Source organism: Paenibacillus sp. JT22N1 (assembly GCF_059692155.1).
On the sequence record NZ_JCAUAW010000002.1, the window covers coordinates 484,246 to 504,742 of the forward strand.

Annotated in this window: 2 protein-coding genes; both read right to left on the reverse strand. The window is 51.7% G+C overall.

What is annotated here, in order from left to right; genetic code table 11:
- Positions 1 to 12: 12 nt before the first annotated feature.
- A complete protein-coding gene (locus tag AC58UU_RS05780) occupies positions 13 to 12,690 on the reverse strand; it encodes an amino acid adenylation domain-containing protein (protein WP_497313810.1) in 12,678 nt (4,225 codons plus the stop codon).
- 108 nt (positions 12,691 to 12,798) lie between these two features.
- Positions 12,799 to 20,478, reverse strand: coding sequence for an amino acid adenylation domain-containing protein (locus AC58UU_RS05785; protein WP_497313812.1), 7,680 nt, complete (start codon positions 20,476 to 20,478; stop codon positions 12,799 to 12,801).
- Positions 20,479 to 20,497: the final 19 nt, after the last annotated feature.

A 20,497-nucleotide genomic window follows, 5' to 3' on the forward strand; every position in this document is an offset into this window, starting at 1 on the left:
CTTCATCGCGGGTTATAAGGACAAGATTTCCTTGACAATCTCCGCATTTTTGGCGGCATATGGCGCATCCAACATGTCTTCATGAGGGCCTGCTCCCTCATAGCTGCGGTACTTCGCAGTGGTAGATTGATTCCACAATGTGCTGCCGCTTAACTTACTGCTTGGTTTGATTTCATTCTGTACAAAATGGACGTTTGCACGAACGGAGCCGCTATTTTGCAAACCATTCAGGTAGATCATGTAGCTTTTCATTTTTTGAATCACGCTGTTTTTGATAAGTTCGTTATTTACATATGGTTCGTATTTTGCGTTAGACTCGGCTTCCCGGAGCAAAGCGTCGACCTCTTTTGCCACTACCTTTTCGGATTGACGTATAACTTTGCTTTTCCTTGAAGCATCCAGCATGATCAGATCCGAGACAACGTACCCTTTTGCCTCCATCGCCTTCGTCAGCTCGAACATGAGGTTGCCGCCGGCGGAATACCCCACAAAGACATACGGTCCTTCTGCCTGAACACTTGTCACAAGCTCGATGTAACGTTCCAGGCGATCCTCGCTCTCAATAAAATCAAGACCGTAGAGGGCATGCGAACCGATATGCTCCGCGAGTTCTTTAAATACAAAACCGATGCCGCCGACCGGTGGGAAACAGAATACATGACGATCCGTTTTCCGGTTCAATAAGGTAATAGGTTTGTTAAAATCGATCCACAGCTCTTTGGAATCCATGTATTGAGCCATTTGTTCAACAGTCGGATGCTGGAATAAGTACTGCAGCGGTAATTCCTCCCGCATCGATTCGTAAATTCGCGTCACAAGCTGTATAGCTTTCAGCGAATGACCGCCAATTTCGAAAAAGTTGTCGTGAACGCCAACTTGCTTCAGGCCAAGGATCTCCTGCCAAATAGCTGCGAGCCGCTCCTCAGTAGCGTTACGAGGTGTGACATATGCTGCGCGTGCCAATGTGCTTTCATCCGGTTTCGGCAGTGATTTTTTATCCAGCTTACCGTTCGGAGTCAGCGGCATGGCTTCCATGCGGATGAAATAACTCGGGACCATGTAAGCCGGCAGCTCGGAGGAAAGATACGCTCTCAGCTCTGCCATGTCCGTACTTCCATCCGCAACAATGTAGGCGCAAAGCGCCTTTTCACCGTTCATTTCATCAGTCACGACGACAGCTTCTTGCACATGTTCATGTCTGAGGAGATTAGATTCAATTTCTTCCAGTTCGATCCGGTAGCCCCTAATTTTCACCTGCTCGTCGAGGCGTCCGATAAAGTCAATCGTACCGTCTGGTAAGAGGCGGGCAAGATCTCCTGTTTTGTACAATCGTTCATTTGTGCCTACTTTGGATGTGAATGGATTCGCGACAAATTTTTCGGCAGTCAGGTCATCACGATTCAGATACCCTCGGGCCAAACCGTCTCCTGCGATACATAGCTCGCCAATGATACCGATCGGCTGTAGATGATGGCCGGTTTCATTCACAATGTATACTTGTGTATTTATGATTGGACGGCCGATTGTAATGTCCTTATCCGGCACCAGATCACGCAGGAATGTGGCAACCACGCTGCTTTCCGTAGGACCGTATTCATTCACAAGCTCAATGTGCGGGAAAAGCTGTTTGCTCCGCTCAATCACATGTTTGTTTACCTTCTCGCCGGCAACTGTAATGATGCGCAGCGATTCAGCTTCTTCGGTATTCATACACTCGAGCAGAGCTGCATACAAGCTTGGCACGCAGATGAAATGCGTGATGCGATGCTCCGCGATTTGCTTTTTGATAGCAAAAGGGTCTTTCGCATCTACTTCTTGCGGTAAGACAACCGTTGCTCCCGCCAGAATCGGTGTGAAGAAGCTGGTCACGAAGCCGTCAAAAGCAAACGAGAACAGCTGCAGTACCTTATCGTTTGTGCTCAGTGCATATTCCGACTTTCTCCACGAGAGATTACCGGCGATGCTGCGGTGCTCGATCATGACACCTTTCGGTTTACCCGTCGTACCTGATGTATAAATGATGTAGGCCAAATCCGTCAACGCATTGACCTGCTGCAGATTGGAGCCGTCAGCAGCGTAATGCTGATCGTCGTTCAGACCCAGCCACTCCCCGGCGAAAGCGGCCTTTACTTCCCCGCTCATGACCGTGAGCAGCCGCTCCTGTGTCAGCACGATTGCAGCGCCACTATCCTTCAGCATGAAGCGAATCCGCTCTTGCGGATACTGCGGATCAATCGGCACATAAGCCCCGCCAGCTTTCAGAATCGCCATGATACCAACGATCAGTTCGAGCGAACGGTCGGCCATAACGACTACCCGCATATCTGGGCGAACTCCCTTATCCCGCAGCGTTCTTGCCAATTGGTTGGCCTTCGTATTCAACTCCGCATAGGTCAGCTGCCGGCCCGCACAGACGACTGCCGTTTGCTTCGGAGTTCGCGCCACCTGCTCCTCAAACAGCCCGTGCAGCGTATTATCGTTTAGCACGTCAGTCTGCGTTGCGTTGAAGAGAGCCATTTGCGAAAGCTCATCTTCCGTCACTATTTCAATCTCAGCTAACGACGTATCGGGACGATCTAATAAGTTATCGATCAGTTTTAACAAATGGCGGCCCATTCGCTCTACCGTTGCTTTGTTAAATAATTTTGTGCTGTACGCTAGATTAAATCCGATCTCACCTTCAGTCTCAACCGCTGTTAACGCGAGATCGAATTTGGCGACTTTATGCTCCAGAGGGAACGGTTTAAACTGCAGTTCGTTAAGTTCGATCACCGCTTCATCTGTATTTTGGAAAATAAAGATCGTATCGAACAGCGGATTACGGCTTAAATCCCTTTGTACGCCCAAATTTTCTACCAGCAGCTCGAACGGGTAATCCTGATGCTCGTAAGCCTGCAGCGCAGTTTCTTTGACTTGCTGGAGGAAGTTCCGGAACGTCAATCCGGCTTCTGGCCGGCTCCGCAGTGCCAACGTATTGACGAACATCCCGACGACGTTTTCCACGTCCGCATGCGGTCTGCCGGCAATTGGCGTTCCCACCACAAGATCATCCTGACCGGAATATTTGGCAAGCAGCACGTTAAATGCGGCGAGCAGCACCATATACAGCGTTGTTCCCTGCGAAACAGCCAACCGGTTCAGCAGTTCCATCCTTTTAAGACCGGAGCCGAAGGCGATATAATCCCCTGCGAAGCTTTTCACTTGCGGTCTAGGATAATCAGTCGCGAGATTTAGCAGCGGCACTTCGCCGGCAAACTTGCTTAACCAGTATTGCTCATGCCTCCGCATGACACCGCTTTGGAATTGCTCATTTTGCCATACCGCAAAATCCTTGTACTGGATAGTCAACTTCGGCTGCTCAGCACCGGCGTACAAGGCTGCAAAATCATTCACGATGATGCCGCTCGAGACACCGTCTGAAACGATATGATGCATATCTAAGACAAAGACATGCTTATCGTCCGCTCTTCGAATCACAGCTGCTCGAATCATTGGCGCTTCACTCAGCTTGAACGGACGGATGATAGACTGTACGAGTTGAACGGCAGCTTCGTCTGAATCAGCCTGGAAGACCTCGATTTGAGTATGAAGTTCAGCATCCGTATGCACCATCTGTCTCGGCTCCCCGTCCACCGTATGGAATGAGGTGCGGAGCGCTTCGTGCCGACTAACGAGTGCTTGGTAAGCCTGCTCAAATCTCCCAAAATCCAACTCGCCTTCGATCAGCATCACATCCGGCATGTTATAACCGACGCTGTCGGTCTCGAATTGCTGCAAAATGAACATCCGTTTCTGTGCGGATGACAACGGGTAATATTGCTGCTTTTCAACAGGCTGAATCGAGTGGTAATCGTGCGATGCGGATTGGTCAATAAACTGAGCAATCTGCTGCACCGTCGGCATCTCGAACAGCGTACGGAGCGGCACTTCCACACCCGTTTCACGGTGAATCTGGGCGAGGAGCATCATCGCTTTCAAAGAATGGCCGCCCAATTCAAAAAAGTTATCATGAATGCCGATCCGGCCGATTCCGAGTATAGGTTGCCAGATGCCGCAAAGCGTACGCTCCGTCTCATTGGACGGTGCCATATAGTCGTGCTCTTGCCCACCATCCGGCTCCGGAAGTGCTTTGCGGTTAATTTTACCGTTCGGTGTCAAGGGAAGCTGATCCATTTGGACAAAGTAAGAAGGCACCATATAACCTGGAAGCTCCTTGCTTAAGCTTTCCTTTAGCTCCGAAGCTGGCATGATTTCGTCCGAAACGAAGTATGCGCATAAGTACTTTTGTGTATGGGAATCCGTCCGATCGACGACAACGGCTTCTTTGATACTCGCTTGTTTCAGCAAAATCGCCTCGATTTCGCCAAGCTCGATCCGGTAGCCTCTAATTTTGACTTGATGATCTACCCGCCCGATATATGCCAAATTACCGTCCGGCAGAAAGCGTGCCAAGTCGCCTGTTTTGTACATGCGAATACCTGTTTCGCTGCGGAAAGGGTCCTCCATAAACACTTTCTTCGTTCTCTCCGGGTCATTCAAATAGCCGCGCCCAACCCCGATGCCAGACACGCATAATTCTCCTTGAACGCCGATCGGCACAAGCTTCATATAAGGGTCAACGATGTAAACATGCAGGTTTTGCACGGGCTTGCCGATCGGCACCGTTTCCAGCTTCGGCGCTTCATCCATCTCGTATAACGTAATGTCATCCGACGCTTCGGTTGGCCCGTATGCGTTGACCAGCTTCACGTGAGGATAGCGCTCGAACCATTTTCGCGCGAGCGGAGGTTTGATCGACTCCCCGGTCACCAGCACATATTGCAGGTCGGGAAGCGGTACGGCTTCCGGCAAATCCAGCATCGCGGTCATATAAGAAACGACTACCTCCAGAACGGTTGCCTTATCTTCCGCTACTTGCTTCATAAATTCACGGACATTCAACACGAGTTCATGACTGTACATCGCCGTCCGTCCACCAATCACCAAGGCGGTAACCAACTGCCAGACGGAAATATCGAAGCAGTGCGGGGCATTCTGGACAATGACACTTTGTTCATCCAGATGGAAGGCACTGATCATCGCATCCATATGATTCAGCATGCCAGCATGCTCCAGCATGGCGCCCTTCGGCTTTCCAGTAGAACCGGATGTATAAATAACATAAGCAAGGTTGCCCGATACGGGTACAGGAAGCATGACGTTCTCTTCCTCTACCTGACGGATGACCTCATCGTCCGTGTCGATTGGAATGATTACTCCGCTATAGCCTTGCTCGATTTCAGGTGTTACGTATGGTATTTCGGTCAACAGGCACACAGCGCCAGAATCGGCAAGCATATCGCGGATTCTTTGCTGCGGATAGTCTGGATCGATAGGCACATAAGCGCCGCCAGCCTTCCAAATCGCCAGTATGCACACAATCATCCTTGGTGAACGATGCAGCAAGATGGCCACCAAATCCTCCTGCTTCATACCTGTTAACAGCAAGTAACGCGCTAACCGGTTTGCCCGCTCATTCAACTCGCGGTAAGTGATGTGCGTTCCTTCGAAGCTGACTGCGATGCGATCCGGCGTTTGCGCCGCTTGTTGCTCGAACAGCTGCGGCATCGTCACTTCCAAGTTGAACGGTTCTCTCGTATCGTTAAATACATGGATGATCTCATGCCTCTCCGCAGCGCTAAGCATATCAATCTCAGCCAGCAAGCTATCTGGGTTCTTGACGATTTGATGAAGCGTCTGCAAATAATGGTCAGCTAATCTTTCCATTGTCGGCCGGGTAAATAACCGCGTGCTGAATTCCAAATTGAAACGGATTTGATCCTCTTCTTCCGTTGCTTCCATCGAAAGATCGAATTTGGCAATTCGGTTCTCCGTTTCATAAGGCGTAAATTGGAGTCCTTCCATTTGGGCCGCCCGGACCGTAATGTTCTGCATGCTGAACATGGTGTCAAACAACGGGTTGCGGCTTAAATCGCGGGCCATATTTAATTTATCTACAAGAGATTCGAAGGGATAATCTTGATGCTCGAATGCGCTGAGCGTCGAATCTTTCACCGAAGCCAAAAACTGTTTGAACGTTTGCCCGCCTTCCGAGCGGTTGCGCAGTGCCAATGTATTGACGAACATGCCGATAACCGGCTCAAGCTCCGCACGCGGTCTCCCGGCGATCGGCGTTCCGATTACGATGTCTTCCTGCCCGCTGTATTTGGACATCAGCACATGATAAGCCGCTAACAGCACCATGTACAGCGTTGTGCCTGTCTCGGCGGCAAGTCCTTTGAGCATGTCAGCCAGCTCTTTGCCTGAACCGACGGTCATATAATCGCCATCAAAACTTTGGATGGAAGGTCTGGAGAAATCAGTCGGCAAATCAAGCACCGGAATTTCCCCTTCAAATTGAGATAACCAATAAGTCTCCTGCTTTTGCATGAATTCCGACTGGAAAAACGCGTTCTGCCACACAGCAAAATCTTTATAGTGGATCGAAAGCTCCGGCAATGGTTCGCCTTGATACAAACGGACGAATTCATCAACGAGGATAGCCATCGATACGCCGTCGGAAATGATATGGTGCATATCGAAAAGGAATAGATGTCGTCCAGGCTGTAGATGAATCAGACCTACGTGAAGCAGAGGCGGCTTCGATAAATCGAACGGTCGGACAAACTGTTCCACCAATCGGTCTACTTCCGTACCATCTTGAGCGAAATCGATATATTCAATCTCAAATTGCAGATTACGATATACGGTTTGGACCGGTTCGCCATCTACGACAGAGAAAGAGGTTCGCAGTGATTCGTGCCGTTCGATCAGGCGAATGAACGACTGTTTGAATCTTTCGAGGCTCAGCTCACCTTCGATGAACATAACACCGGGCATATTATAAGCCGTTCCGGAGCCTTCAAATTGCCCAAGTACAAACATCCGCTTCTGGGCGGAGGAAACCGGGTAATAGTCGCGTGGCTCCACCGGCTTGAGCGCCGTATACGTCTCTCTATCGGCCTGTGCGATATGCTGGGCTAGCGCCTCTATTGTCGGCGACTCGAACAGCACCCGTAGCGGCACATTCACTTGAAGCTGCTGCTTGATCCGCGCAAGCAGCGTCATCGCTTTGAGAGAGTGACCGCCGAGCAGGAAGAAATCGTCGCGGATGCCAATCTGCGGCACACCGAGCACGTCCTGCCAAATGACGCAGAGCCGCTCTTCCGTTTCATTGCGCGGTGCTGCATACGCTGATCTTAGCCCTAAACCGCCCTCCGGCTCAGGCAGCTCGCGACGATCGATTTTGCCGTTAACCGTCAGCGGCAGCTTCTCCATCTGAACCACGTACACCGGCACCATGTAGGATGGAAGCCCCTGCGCCAGAAACGCTTTTACTTCCGGCGCACCCAGCTCCTGCTCCGCTACGATGTAGGCGCACAAGAACTTCTGCCCGTTCGCGTCCTCGCGTGCGATCACTACAGCATCTTTCAACGCAGGATGCTTCATTAGCTCCGCCTCGATCTCGCCCAGCTCGATCCTGTATCCCCGGATCTTCACCTGCTGATCGATGCGGCCCTTATATTCAATCGTTCCGTCCGGAAGCCATTTCGCCAGGTCGCCGGTGCGGTACATCGTCTCTTCCGCTATAAATGGGTTCGGCACGAAAGTCTCGGCCGTCAGCTCCGGCCGGTTCGCATACCCTCTCGCCACGCCATCGCCGCCGACATACAGCTCACCTGGCACGCCGACTGGCTGCAGCTGGTTGTACTTATTTACGATGTATGCAGTGGAATTGCTGATCGGCCGCCCGATCGGAATGCTTCCCTCGTAATCGCGTTCGATCGGGAATGTCGTGGAGAACGTTGTATTCTCCGTCGGCCCGTAACCGTTAATCAGACGAAGACCCGGACACTTGCTGCGCACATGATTAATGTGGCTCGGCGACAACGCGTCTCCGCCGACCAGCAGTTGGCGAACACCCGTGAACAGCTCCGCGTTCTCCTGCGAAAGTTGGTTGAATAGTGGTGATGTGAGCCACATCGTCGTGATGCGATGTTCGGCAATGAACGCGCGAAGCTGCTCGCTATCCAGAATGACGTTCTTGTCGGTCAGGTAAAGCGTACCTCCATTCAGCAGCGCTCCGAAGATCTCGAACGTGATCGCATCAAAGCCAAGCGCTCCTGTTTGTAGGATCCGCTCATCCGCACCCCACTGAACGTAGTTCGTTTCCTTCACCAGTCTTACGACGCTGCGCTGCTCGATGAGCACCCCTTTCGGCTTGCCAGTGGAGCCGGACGTGTAAATGACATATGCCAGGTCGCGAGATGAGCCCAGCAGCTCCAGATTGGAGCAGTCACTATCATAAGGGACAACCTCATCGTCAAGGATGATCACTTGAACAAAAGCAAATTGTGTTGTCTGCTGACGCAGGTGCCGCTCCGTCAGGATGATACGAGCGCCGCTATCTTCGAGCATGTACTTCATGCGCTCTGCAGGCACATCAAGATCAAGAAGCAAGAAGGCGCCGCCTGCCTTCAGAATACCGAGCAGTCCGACCATGAGCTCCAGTTTATTTTCCGCCATCAGGCCGACGACATGATCGGGCCCTACTCCTTGTGCGATCAGCGTCCAGGCTAGCCGGTTCGCTTGCTCATTGAGCTGACGGTAGCTCAACTGCCGCCCCTTCCAAACGATGGCAGGATGATCAGGATTTTGCCCGACCTGCCACTCAAACAACGCAGCAATGGTCATTTCGCTCGGGTAATCCGTTTGCGTATCGTTGAAATCAGCCAGAATTTGTCGTCTTTCTTCCTCTGAGAGCATGTCGAGCTCCGCCAGCTTCCTCTCCGGTTCCTGCACAATAGATTCGAGCAGTACGAGGTAGTGGCGACCCATTCGCTCGACGGTTTCCCTTGCAAAAAGGTTCGTGCTGTATTCGATATGAAGGGTCAGACCGTTCGCCGCTTCCTTCGCTTCCATGGACAGATCGAATTTGGAAATGTAATTCTCCACCGCATATGGCTCAACATGCAGCTCTTCGAACCCGGCCTCCTGCACATCGATATTCTGCACCATGAACATTGTGTCGAACAGCGGATTGCGGCTAATATCACGCACGATGTTCAGCTTTTCGAGCAGAGTTTCAAACGGGTAATCCTGATGGGTGTACGCCATCATCGCGTTCAACCTGACTTCCGCTAAAAACTGCTTAAATGTTTTGTGGCCCTCGGGCTGATTTCTCATCGCCAGCGTACCGACAAACATGCCTATGATGCCTTCCACATCTGTATGAGACCTTCCGGCTGTCGGCGTGCCGACAATGATGTCCTCTTTTCCGGAGTATTTGGAGAGCAAGAGGTTATAGGCGGCAAGCAGCACCATGTAAAGCGTTGATCCTGTTTCCGCAGCGATGCGCTTTATGCCTTCCAAAATTCGTTTTTCCGCCTGCAGCGTCAAATGATCCCCCTCAAAGCTTTGCACTGCAGGTCTCGCATAATCGGTCGGCAGCTCCAACTGCGGCAGTTCCCCTTCAAACAAGTCAAGCCAGTAGGCTTCCTGTTTTTTCAGTTTCTCGCTGTGCAGACTGTCGTGCTGCCATACGGCAAAATCTTTGTACTGAACGGAAAGCTCCGGCAGCGATGCTCCATGATACAATTCTGTAAATTCTTTGACGAGGATCGACATGGACACCCCATCCGAAATGATATGGTGCATATCACACATGAATATGTGATGATCGTCGGCAAGCTGAATCAACCCTACGCGGAGCAGCGGGGCAAACTGCAAATCAAACGGCTGAATAAATGAGCGGATCAACGCCTCGACCTCGACATGAGAAGGCTCTCCCCCATTAACCTCTGTATAACTGATCTCAAACGGAACAGATGCGTGTACTCTCTGAAAAGGCTCTCCATTTGCCGTTTCGAACGATGTTCGCAGCGTCTCATGGCGTTCGATCAATCGGCGGAACGCCTTTTCCAAGCGGTTTCTATCCAGCTTCCCTTTCAAAGTGAATATGCCTGGCATATTATAGCCTGTGCCTGATCCTTCAAATTGATTGATGATATACATACGCTTTTGTGCCGAAGAAACGGGATAAACATCCTGCTGAGGTGCAGGGTGAATCGCCAAAAATCCGCCACTTCCTACGTCTACAACTTCTATATAACGAGCCACCGCTTCAATATTCGGCGTCTCGAATATCAAGCTTAACGGTACTTCCACTTCGTACGCTTTGTGCAGCGCTGTGATGAGCGACATCGCCTTCAACGAATGACCGCCAAGCGCGAAGAAATCGTCCAGCATCCCGACCTGGCCGCAGCCGAGTACCTCCTGCCATATTTGCGCGATCTCCGCTTCCAATTCTGTTCTCGGCGCTACGTAAGCCGTGCCTGAGTCCAGCCCGCCTTCCGGCTTCGGCAGCGCTTTGCGGTCGATTTTGCCGTTGGCGGTTAGCGGGATTTTGTCCAGCTTCACAAAATGCGACGGGATCATGTACGCCGGCAGATCGCCGCCGATATGCGCCCTAAGCTCGCTCACGGTCAGCTCATCTTCTGAGATGAAGTAGGCGCACAGGAACTTCTGCCCCTGTTCGTCATCCTGCGCCAACACCGTCGCTTCCTTGATCCGCTCGTGCCGCAGCAGCTGTGTTTCGATCTCGCCGAGCTCAATGCGGTGCCCCCGGATCTTCACCTGATGGTCGATCCGTCCGAAGTATTCCATCTCGCCACTGGGCAGCAGACGCGCGAGATCACCAGACCGATACAGCCGTTCCTCCGGCTTGTATGGATTCGCGACGAACCGCTCAGCCGTCAGCTCCTCGCGGTTCAAATATCCGCGGGCGACGCCGTCTCCGCCCACGTACAGCTCGCCAACAACGCCAATCGGCACCAGCCTGCGCTGCGCGTCGAAGATGTAGCTCGTCAGCGTAGGAATCGGACGGCCTATGTTGCTCAGATTCGTTTCGATTTCGCGATCCGTAATTTCTTTATAAGTAACGTGCACGGTCGTTTCTGTAATCCCGTACATATTGATCAGCTGCGTATCCGGATACTTCATCTTCCATGGCTTCAGCATGACCGGATTCAGTGCTTCCCCGCCGAAGATGACGCAGCGGACGGCAAGCTCGTTGCCCGGCTGCTGAAGTTCCTCTTGGATCAGCGTGTAGAATGCGGTCGGCGTTTGATTCAGTATCGTCACTTGTTCCTGTCGCAGCAGCTGTGCGAATGCTTTCGGGTTTTGCGCGGTTGTCTTCGGCACAACCAAACACCTGCCGCCGTACAGCAGAGCCCCATACATTTCCCACACGGAGAAATCGAAACAGAAGGAGTGGAATACCGTCCACACGTCGCGCTCGCTGAAATCGAACTGCAGCCGGTCATGGACGAGCAAACGGACGACATTCTGATGCTCGATCATAACGCCCTTCGGCTTGCCGGTCGTGCCGGACGTGTAGATGATGTAGGCCATATCGTGCGGCCCATTCACCAGCGTAAGGTCTGAAGAATCCCAGGCGTACAGCACTGCATCGCTCATGTCCAGCATGACACCATCATAAGGCGCTTTATCGACCAAATGCGGCTGCGTCAGCAGGACGCGAGCTCCACTGTCCTCCAGCATGAACTGCGTGCGCTCCAGCGGATAAACAGGGTCGAGCGGTACATAAGCACCGCCGGCTTTGAGCGTCGCGAGGATGCCGACGATCATATCGAGCGAACGCTCGACAAGCAGGCCGACCCTAACATCCGGCCCTACTCCGTAGCTGCGGAGGTTGCGGGCGAGGCTGTTGGCGCGTTCGTTCAGCTGGCGGTACGTCAGCCTCTCCTCACCGTAAGATGCAGCGACACGTTCCGGCGTCCTTTGCACCTGCTCCTCGAACAAACCGTGGATCGTTTGATCCTGCGGAAACGCCGCCCCGGTTTGGTTGAATTCGTCCAGCAGCGTCATTTTTTCGGCCATGGATATAAGCTCAAGCTCAGCCAGACTGCGATCAGGTTCGTTCAAAGCCGACCGCAAAAAATGAATCAGGTGAAACGCGATTTGCTTCATCAAAAATTCGCTATACATACCAGTGTTGTATTGGACGACCAGTTCAATCTGCTCATCAGCTTTTGAAAACTGGAAAATAACATTGGATAGGACATGATCGACGATGCTGCGGTCATGAATGCTATCGAGCAAAACTAGCGTAGGCAGGTAAGGTTCGCCTCCGCTCCCCCCCGGCAGTTCAAGCTGCTCAGCCAATTTCACATACGGAAAATTTTGATGCTCATTGGCCGAGGTGACGGTTTCCTTAACAGCTGTCAGCCACTGCTTGAACGTGCAGGTTTCCTGCATGAAGGTCGTTTGCAGCAGCAGAAGCGAGTTCACCATAACAGCACTTTGCTTGTTTTGCTTGAAAACAGGCATACCGACGATGATCTCCGATTGGGCCGTATACCGATACAGGATGTATTTAACCCCAGACAAAAGGATCATATAAAGAGCAAAATCGGACTTATTCGTGATATGCTGCAGCTTTTGCGAGAGCTCTGACGGAAAGTCGTATTTCATCGCGGACATTTTATCGGGAAGAGCAGCTGATCGATCGGGATCCCTCGGAAATTCCGAAAGAACGATTTCACCCTGCAGCTTGTTCAGCCAATACTGCTGCTCTTTCTCAAATTGACCGCCGGCAAGCATCATATTTTGTGAATATTTATCGATCATGAGCATCCTCCTGAGAGTTTTGCTTTAGCAAAACTTACTTCGTAAGCATTAGCTGAGTTTTCCATAGGAAAACTGACTTCGTAAGCATTAGCTGAGTTTTTGCTATGGCTAAAATAGAAACTCCACTGCCCCATCCAACACATTTTCCAGCTTGTCGTAGTGCGTAAGTAGAATCTCTCTCAACAAAATGTCCGGATTTTCCGTAACCTGCTGCAGTAACGCTTGATAATCGGTCATTATCCGTTCAATCGTCTCTTTATTAAACAATTGGATACCGTATTCCGCATGGAGCACAATTTCACTCTCATCCTCGATCGCTTTGACAGACAAGTCGAACTGGGCGATTTTGTTTGCCCTGTGGTAAGGCTCAAAACTAAGACCAGCAAACTCCGAAGCCTTCACTTCCTGGTTCTGCACACTGAAGACCGTATCGAATAGCGGATTTCGGCTTAAATCCCTGCGCAGCTCCAATTGATCAATAAGCATCTCAAGCGGGTAATGCTGGTGTTCCAGAGCAAGCAATGAACTTCGCTTCACTTCCTCCAAAAACTGCGCGAACGTTTTGCCGCCTTCCGGCTGACTGCGTATCGCCAGCGTATTAACGAACATACCTAGGATGTTCTCCGTTTCAGCAAGCGGCCTGCCTGCTACCGGTGTTCCAACGATTACATCCGTCTGCCCGCTGTATTTGGAAAGCAGTACTTGATAAGCGGCAAGCAGAATCATGTAAAGTGTGGCTCCATAATCGGACGCTATCTTGTGAATTTGATCGTGCAATGGCTGACCTAACCTAACGGTGACCGCATCCCCTTCAAAACTTTGCACGGCAGGTCTCGGATAGTCGGTCGGCAGCGCCAACACCGGAATATCGCCGGAGAACGTCTCAAGCCAGTACGCTTCATGGATACGCATCGATTCGGATGAGAGCATGCTGTTCTGCCAAACGGCGAAATCTTTATAATGAACCGCTAATTCAGGCAGATCATCTCCTTGGTATAGACGAGCAAATTCATTCAACAAAATGCCCATCGATACACCGTCGGATACAATGTGGTGCATATCAAACAGCAGTAAATAGCGCTGAACACTTACATGTACGAGCTTGACTCTCAGCAGCGGCGCCTTTTGCAGATTGAATGGCTGTACAAACTCCGTAACGATGGATTCCAGCCCGTCCTCTGTGCTTCTGGCGTACTCAATCTGAAAATCAACTTCCTTATTTACGATTTGCACCGCTTCGCCGTGGGCCGTCGCGAATGTCGTCCGAAGTGATTCATGCCGGGCGACCAAGCGCCGGAACGTTTGCTCGAATCTCTCCAGATCCAATTCGCCCTCGATGAACATGACGCCTGGAATGTTATAGCTCGTGCCCGAGCCTGTAAATTGGCTCATGATAAACATCCGCTTCTGGGCGGAGGAAACCGGGTAATAGTCTCGCGGCTCCACCGACTTAATCGCCGCATATGTTTCCCTATCGGCTTGTGCGATATGCTGGGCAAGCGCCTCTACCGTTGGCGACTCGAACAGCATCCGCAGCGGCACATTCACTTGAAGCTGCTGCTTGATCCGCGCCAGCAGCGTCATCGCCTTCAGCGAGTGGCCGCCGAGCTGGAAGAAATCATCGCGGATACCGACCTGCGGCACTCCGAGTACGTCCTGCCAGATGACGCAGATCCGCTCTTCCGTCTCATTGCGCGGCGCTGCATACGCTGCGCCTAGTCCCAAGCCGCCTTCCGGCTCAGGCAGCTCGCGGCGATCGATTTTGCCGTTAGCGGTAAGCGGCAGCTTCTCCATCTGCACCACGTACGCCGGCACCATGTAGGATGGCAGCTCCTGCGATAGAAACGCCTTTACTTCCGGCGCACCCAGCTCCTGCTCCGCCACGATGTAGGCGCATAAGAACTTCTGCCCATTCGCATCCTCACGTGCGATCACTACGGCATCCTTCATAACAGGATGCTTCATTAGCTCCGTCTCGATCTCGCCCAACTCAATCCGGTACCCCCGGATCTTCACCTGCTGATCGATGCGGCCTCTATATTCAATCGTCCCGTCCGGCATCCATTTCGCCAGGTCGCCAGTGCGGTACATTGTCTCTCCCACTTTGAATGGGTTCGGAACGAAGGTCTCGGCCGTTAGTTCTGGACGGTTCGCGTACCCTCGCGCCACGCCATCACCGCCGACGCACAGCTCGCCCGGCACGCCGATCGGCTGAAGTTGGTTGTACTTGTTCACGATGTACGCTGTGGAATTGCTGATCGGCCGTCCAATCGGAATGCTTCCTTCGAAATCCCGTTCGATCGAGAATGTCGTGGAGAACGTTGTGTTCTCCGTTGGACCATAGCCATTAATCAAACGCAGACCCGGACACATGTAGCGCACGTGATTAATGTGGCTCGGCGACAGCGCGTCTCCGCCGACTAGCAGCTGTCGCACACCCGTGAACAATTCCGCATTCTCCTGCGATAGCTGGTTGAAAAGCGGTGAAGTAAGCCACATGGTCGTGATTCGATTTGCGGCGATAAACGCGCCGAGTTTATCGCTATCTAGAACAACGTTCTTATCCGCTAGATACAGCGTACCTCCATTCAGCAACGCGCCAAAGATCTCAAACGTAACGGCATCGAAGCCAAGCGCGCCTGTCTGCAGAATGCGTTCGTCTTCGCTCCACTGGACGTAGTTCGTCTCCTTCACCAGCCGTACGACGCTGCGCTGTTCGATAAGAACGCCTTTCGGCTTGCCTGTGGAGCCGGAAGTGTAGATTACATAGGCTAGATCGCGCGGTCCTCCCAGTGACAGCAAGTTCTCGTTAACTCCGCTATCCGCATACAATGCGTCATCATCGAGGTCGATCACATGATCAGCGAGTGCCGCCTGTGCCATCCAGTACAATTTCCGTTGCGCCAATACGATGTGAGCGCCACTATCTTCGAGCATAAATCGGATTCGTTCCGCAGGCATCTCTAGGTCAAGCAGCAAATAAGCGCCACCCGCCTTCAGAATGCCCATCAGGCCGATCATCAGCTCAATCGAACGATCCGCCAAAAGGCCAACGACCTTGCCTGCGCCAACACCCTGATTCCTCAGTTCGGTTGCAAGTAGATTCGCCCGCTCGTTCAGTTCTCGATAAGTGAGTTGTTTGTCTTCATAAACGACAGCCGGATGATCCGGCGTTAGCGCGGCCTGCTTCTCAAACTGCGTCGCGATCGTCTCACTGTTCGGATAATCAGATCTCGTATTGTTGAACTCTTGGATGATTTGCCACGCTTCTTCATCAGGTACCATGCTTAACTCAGCCAGCGGTTGATCTGGCACTAATGAGATATTTTCTAACAAGCATACGAAATGGCGCGCCATCCGCTCCGCTGTCTCCATCGCAAACAAATTCGTGCTGTAGTCCAGCTGGAACTCTAGATTTCCCGCTCCCTCCCGCACTTCCAATGTCAGATCGAATTTGGCGATGCCGCTTTGCCACACGTGCGGCGTAAAGGTCAATCCCCCAAAGCCTGCTCCGCCCTCTTGGCCTAGTCCAGGATCCATGCTCTGCATGCTGAACATCGTATCGAACAGAGGATTGCGGCCGGGATCGCGCCGAATATTCAACCGATCCAGCAGCGTATCAAACGGATACTCCTGCGCTTCAAATGCTTGAAGGGCATAGTCCTTTACTTCCGCCAAGAAGGTGCGGAATGTTTTCTTGCCTTCAGGACGGCTTCGAAGCGCCAGCGTACCGACGAACATCCCAACGACGTTCTCCAAGTCAGCCTGGGAACGGCCCGCCGTCGGCGTTCCTACAACGATATCTTCCTGTCCGGAATACTTGGAAAGCAGCACATTATAAGCGGTAAACAAAACCATGTACAGCGTTGACCCGTTATCCGCAGCCAAACGTTTCAATGAGCCGAGCAATTCAGTATCAGCCTCAAAACGTATATGGTCACCCTCGAAGCTCTGAACCGCAGGACGAGGGAAGTCTGACGGGAGCTCCAGCTGCGGCAGCTCGCCAGCAAACGAATCCAACCAGAACGCTTCTTGCTTGCGCAGTGATTCACTCTCCATCTGAGCCTGCTGCCAAACCGAATAGTCTTTATATTGGATGGACAGCTCAGGCAAAGTACCGCCGCCATACAGCTGTACAAACTCCTTCACAATAACGGACATCGATACGCCATCTGAGATAATATGATGCATGTCGTACATGAACAAATGCCGCCGTTCCTGGAGCTCTACGAGCGCCACACGGATCAATGGCGCCTTTTGCAGATCGAACGGACGCATAAAACGTTCGACCATGCGTTCAATGACTTTGTTTTCTGCGGCCATATCCTCGGCGCCTTCAGACAGTCGTGAGAACTCTACAGTGAAATCGACGTTCTCATGAATCTTCTGAACCGGCTCCCCTTCGATCAACTCAAAGGAGGTGCGCAGCGCTTCGTGCCGCAGAATGAGGCGCTGGAACGCTCCCTCGAACTGGTCGCGATCTAACACGCCTTCGATGATGAACACGCCGGGCATATTGTAGCCGGTGCCTGCGTCATCCAAATCCTGCAGCACAAACATCCGTTTTTGTGCGGAAGAAACCGGATAATACGGCTTTTTACCCGCTGGTTGGATCGCTTTCCTGACATCCTCCTCCGCCTCGCGGATCTTGCGTGCCAACCCTTCCGCCGTAGGCGATTCAAACAGCTCGCGCAGCGGGATGTTGACGCCGAAATGCTTGTTCAAGCGCGACATTAGCGTCATGGCCTTCAGCGAATGTCCGCCGAGACTGAAGAAATTGTCATGAATGCCGATGCGGGCAATCCCCAGCACTTCCTGCCAAATCGCGATAATCGCTTCTTCCACGACATTTGTCGGCGGTACGTACTCCGTACCCGACACGAATTCCCCATCTGGCTCAGGCAGCGCGCGACGGTCCGTTTTGCCGTTAGGTGTCACAGGCAGCTTTCCCAACTCCATAAAAAACGACGGAATCATGTATTCCGGCAGTTCTTTAAGCAAATATGCCCGCAGCTCTAGCGAATGGAGCGGTCTATCTGACACATAATAGGCGCATAAATAGGTTCCGCTCTGCGCATCTTTGCGGTCCAACACAGCTGCAGCCATCACCGAAGGATGATTCAGCAGCTGTGATTCGATTTCACCAAGCTCAATACGGTGCCCACGGATTTTCACCTGATGGTCGATACGGCCGAGAAACTCAAGATTGCCGTCCGGCTTCCACCGTGCCAAATCGCCCGTTCGATACATACGCTCGCCGTTGCGATATGGATTTTCCATAAACTTTTCCGCAGTCAGCTCGTCGTTGTTTCTGTAACCACGCCCCACATTATCGCCGGCAATAAATAATTCTCCCGGTGCGCCGAACGGTTGAAGCTGCAGTCCGTCATTCAAAATATAGATGCCGTTGTTCGCAATCGGCCGTCCAATCGAAGGCAGCTCAGGAATGTCTCCGTTTGGCTCCATCTGAAAGATAGTGACGACATGAGTCTCCGATGGTCCGTAATGGTTATGGAGATACACATCATTTTTTTGCAAAAAGGAACGAAGCTGATTCGTGACCACAAGCTGCTCGCCGGCAGTAATGATATGTCGTACACAGGACGGAAACCTGATGGCGTATTCTTGCTCATTAAATATAAATTTCAAGAAGGAGACCGGGAGGAACAAGACTTCAATTTGCTCCTCTTCAATCAAGTGAAGCAGCTTGTTGACCTCTCGCTTCGTATCTCCGTCGATCAGATATAATTTCCCTCCCGAACACAATGTAGAAAAAATCTCCTGATAGCACACGTCGAAGCTCATCGTTGTGTACTGCAGAACGGTACTGCCGTAATTGACTTTGTCGTGGCGGAAAACATGGTGAAGCAGGTTGACCATATTGCGATGCTCAAGCATGACACCTTTCGGCTTGCCTGTCGTACCTGACGTATAAATGATATAGAATAGCTGGTCAGCGCTGCTGGTTAGCTCTAAGTTGCTTCCCTCCGAGTCATATACATCATCGCTCGTAATATCGATGATTTCCCCGCCAAAAGCTACTTTTCCGTGTAAATGGCTTTGTGTTAGTAAAATGGATGCACCGCTGTTGTGAAGCATATAGCCCACGCGTTCTTCTGGCAGCTCCGGATCGATCGGCACATAAGCGCCTCCCGCCTTCAGAATCGCCAGAATACCGATGACCAAATCCGGCGAACGTTCCACCATAATCCCGACAGCATGATCCGCTCCAACGTTTTTGCCTTGAAGCGTTCTGGCTAATCGGTTGGCCCTTTCGTTCAGTTCACGGTACGTCAACTGCCGTTCCCCAAATACAACGGCCACCCGATCCGGCGTTTTCTCCGCCTGCTCCTCAAACATACGATGAATCGTCAAATGGCTTGGAACTTCTTCCCTCGTGTCGTTTAGCTGCAGAAGAAGCTGCTTCTCTTCATCAGTGACCATCACAAGATCCTGCAGGCGCAGCTCCGGATGTTCCACGATCGTACATGCGATGGTGTTTAGATGCCCTTCGATGCTCCGCAGAAATTGCGTGTCGTACACGTTCGCGTTATAGTTCAGGCGCACCGCCAGCTCTCGGCCTGGCATAACCAACAAGTTCAAATCGTAGCTCGTCTGCTCGGTCATGCTCACATCCGTTGCTTCAAATCCTAATTGGCTTTCAAGGGATCCATTTTGAACCGACTCTTCCACTGGATAGTTTTCGAAAACGAGAATATGATCGAACAGATTACTCTTAAGCACGCTTTGCGTCTGAACCTCAGCAAGCGGCAAGTAGGTGTACGATTCTGCAGCCAGCGCACCCAGCTGCACACTTTGCAGCACATCCGCGAATGATTGATCCGGGGACGATTTTACGCGTACCGGAATCGTATTAATGAACAAACCGACCATTTTCTCAATGCCAACAACCTGCGACGGCCGCCCGGAAACGACGGAACCAAATACGACATCATTGGCGTGACTGTACCTTTGCAGCACGATGCCCCAGATTGTCTGAAACACCGTGTTCAACGTTACCTGATGCTTGCTTGCCAACTGCTGCAACTTCGCAGTCAGCTTCTCATCGAACCCAATCGTCAGCTCTTCCTGCTTATATCCGCGCATGGCAATATCCGTGGCGGCAGCTGTCTTCTGCGGCACTGAAGCCAGTTGATCGTATCCGGAAAGCGCCTCTGCCCAAAAGCGTTTCGCTTCTTCCTTGTCCTGTCGTTCCAGCCATTTGATGTAGTCGCTGTATGGATACGTCCTTTCCAACTTGTTCGGTGCTTGTTCCCGCAAGGAGGCATAGATTTGGAAAAGTTCGCCGACGATGATACCGAGGCACCATCCGTCCATCAGAATGTGATGGTGGCTCCAAAAGATTTGATATTCGGACTCACCTGTCTGAATGACGGAGACACGCATCATCATGTCCTTGGACAGATCGAACCCCCGCCCCAGATCTTCCTGTTTAAACCGCTCTACAAATAGCCCACGTTCCTGCTCAGGCAAACTGGTGACATTTTCGAAATGGACCTGAATCTGTCGCTCTTTCAGCACCACTTGCACGGGACGTTTCACTTTTTCATAAAGGAACACGGTACGAAATACGTCATACCGCTGAGCGATTCGGTTTAAGCTGACCGAAAACAAGCCAATATCGAGCGTCCCTCTTACGCGGATAGACATTTGTTCGAAGTACGCGTTCGATTGGCCCTGCTCGAGCAAGTAATGAAACAGCATCCCTTCCTGCATCGGGGATAAAAAATACATGTCTTGGACGTGTTCTTTTTTAAATTGGCTCATACAGCGGCTTCTCTCCTTA

Bases quoted from the DNA above. Each gene is read 5' to 3' on its own strand.
- AC58UU_RS05780 (WP_497313810.1), bottom strand. From the start codon at position 12,690: ATGATCGATAAATATTCACAAAATATGATGCTTGCCGGCGGTCAATTT.
- AC58UU_RS05785 (WP_497313812.1), bottom strand. From the start codon at position 20,478: ATGAGCCAATTTAAAAAAGAACACGTCCAAGACATGTATTTTTTATCC.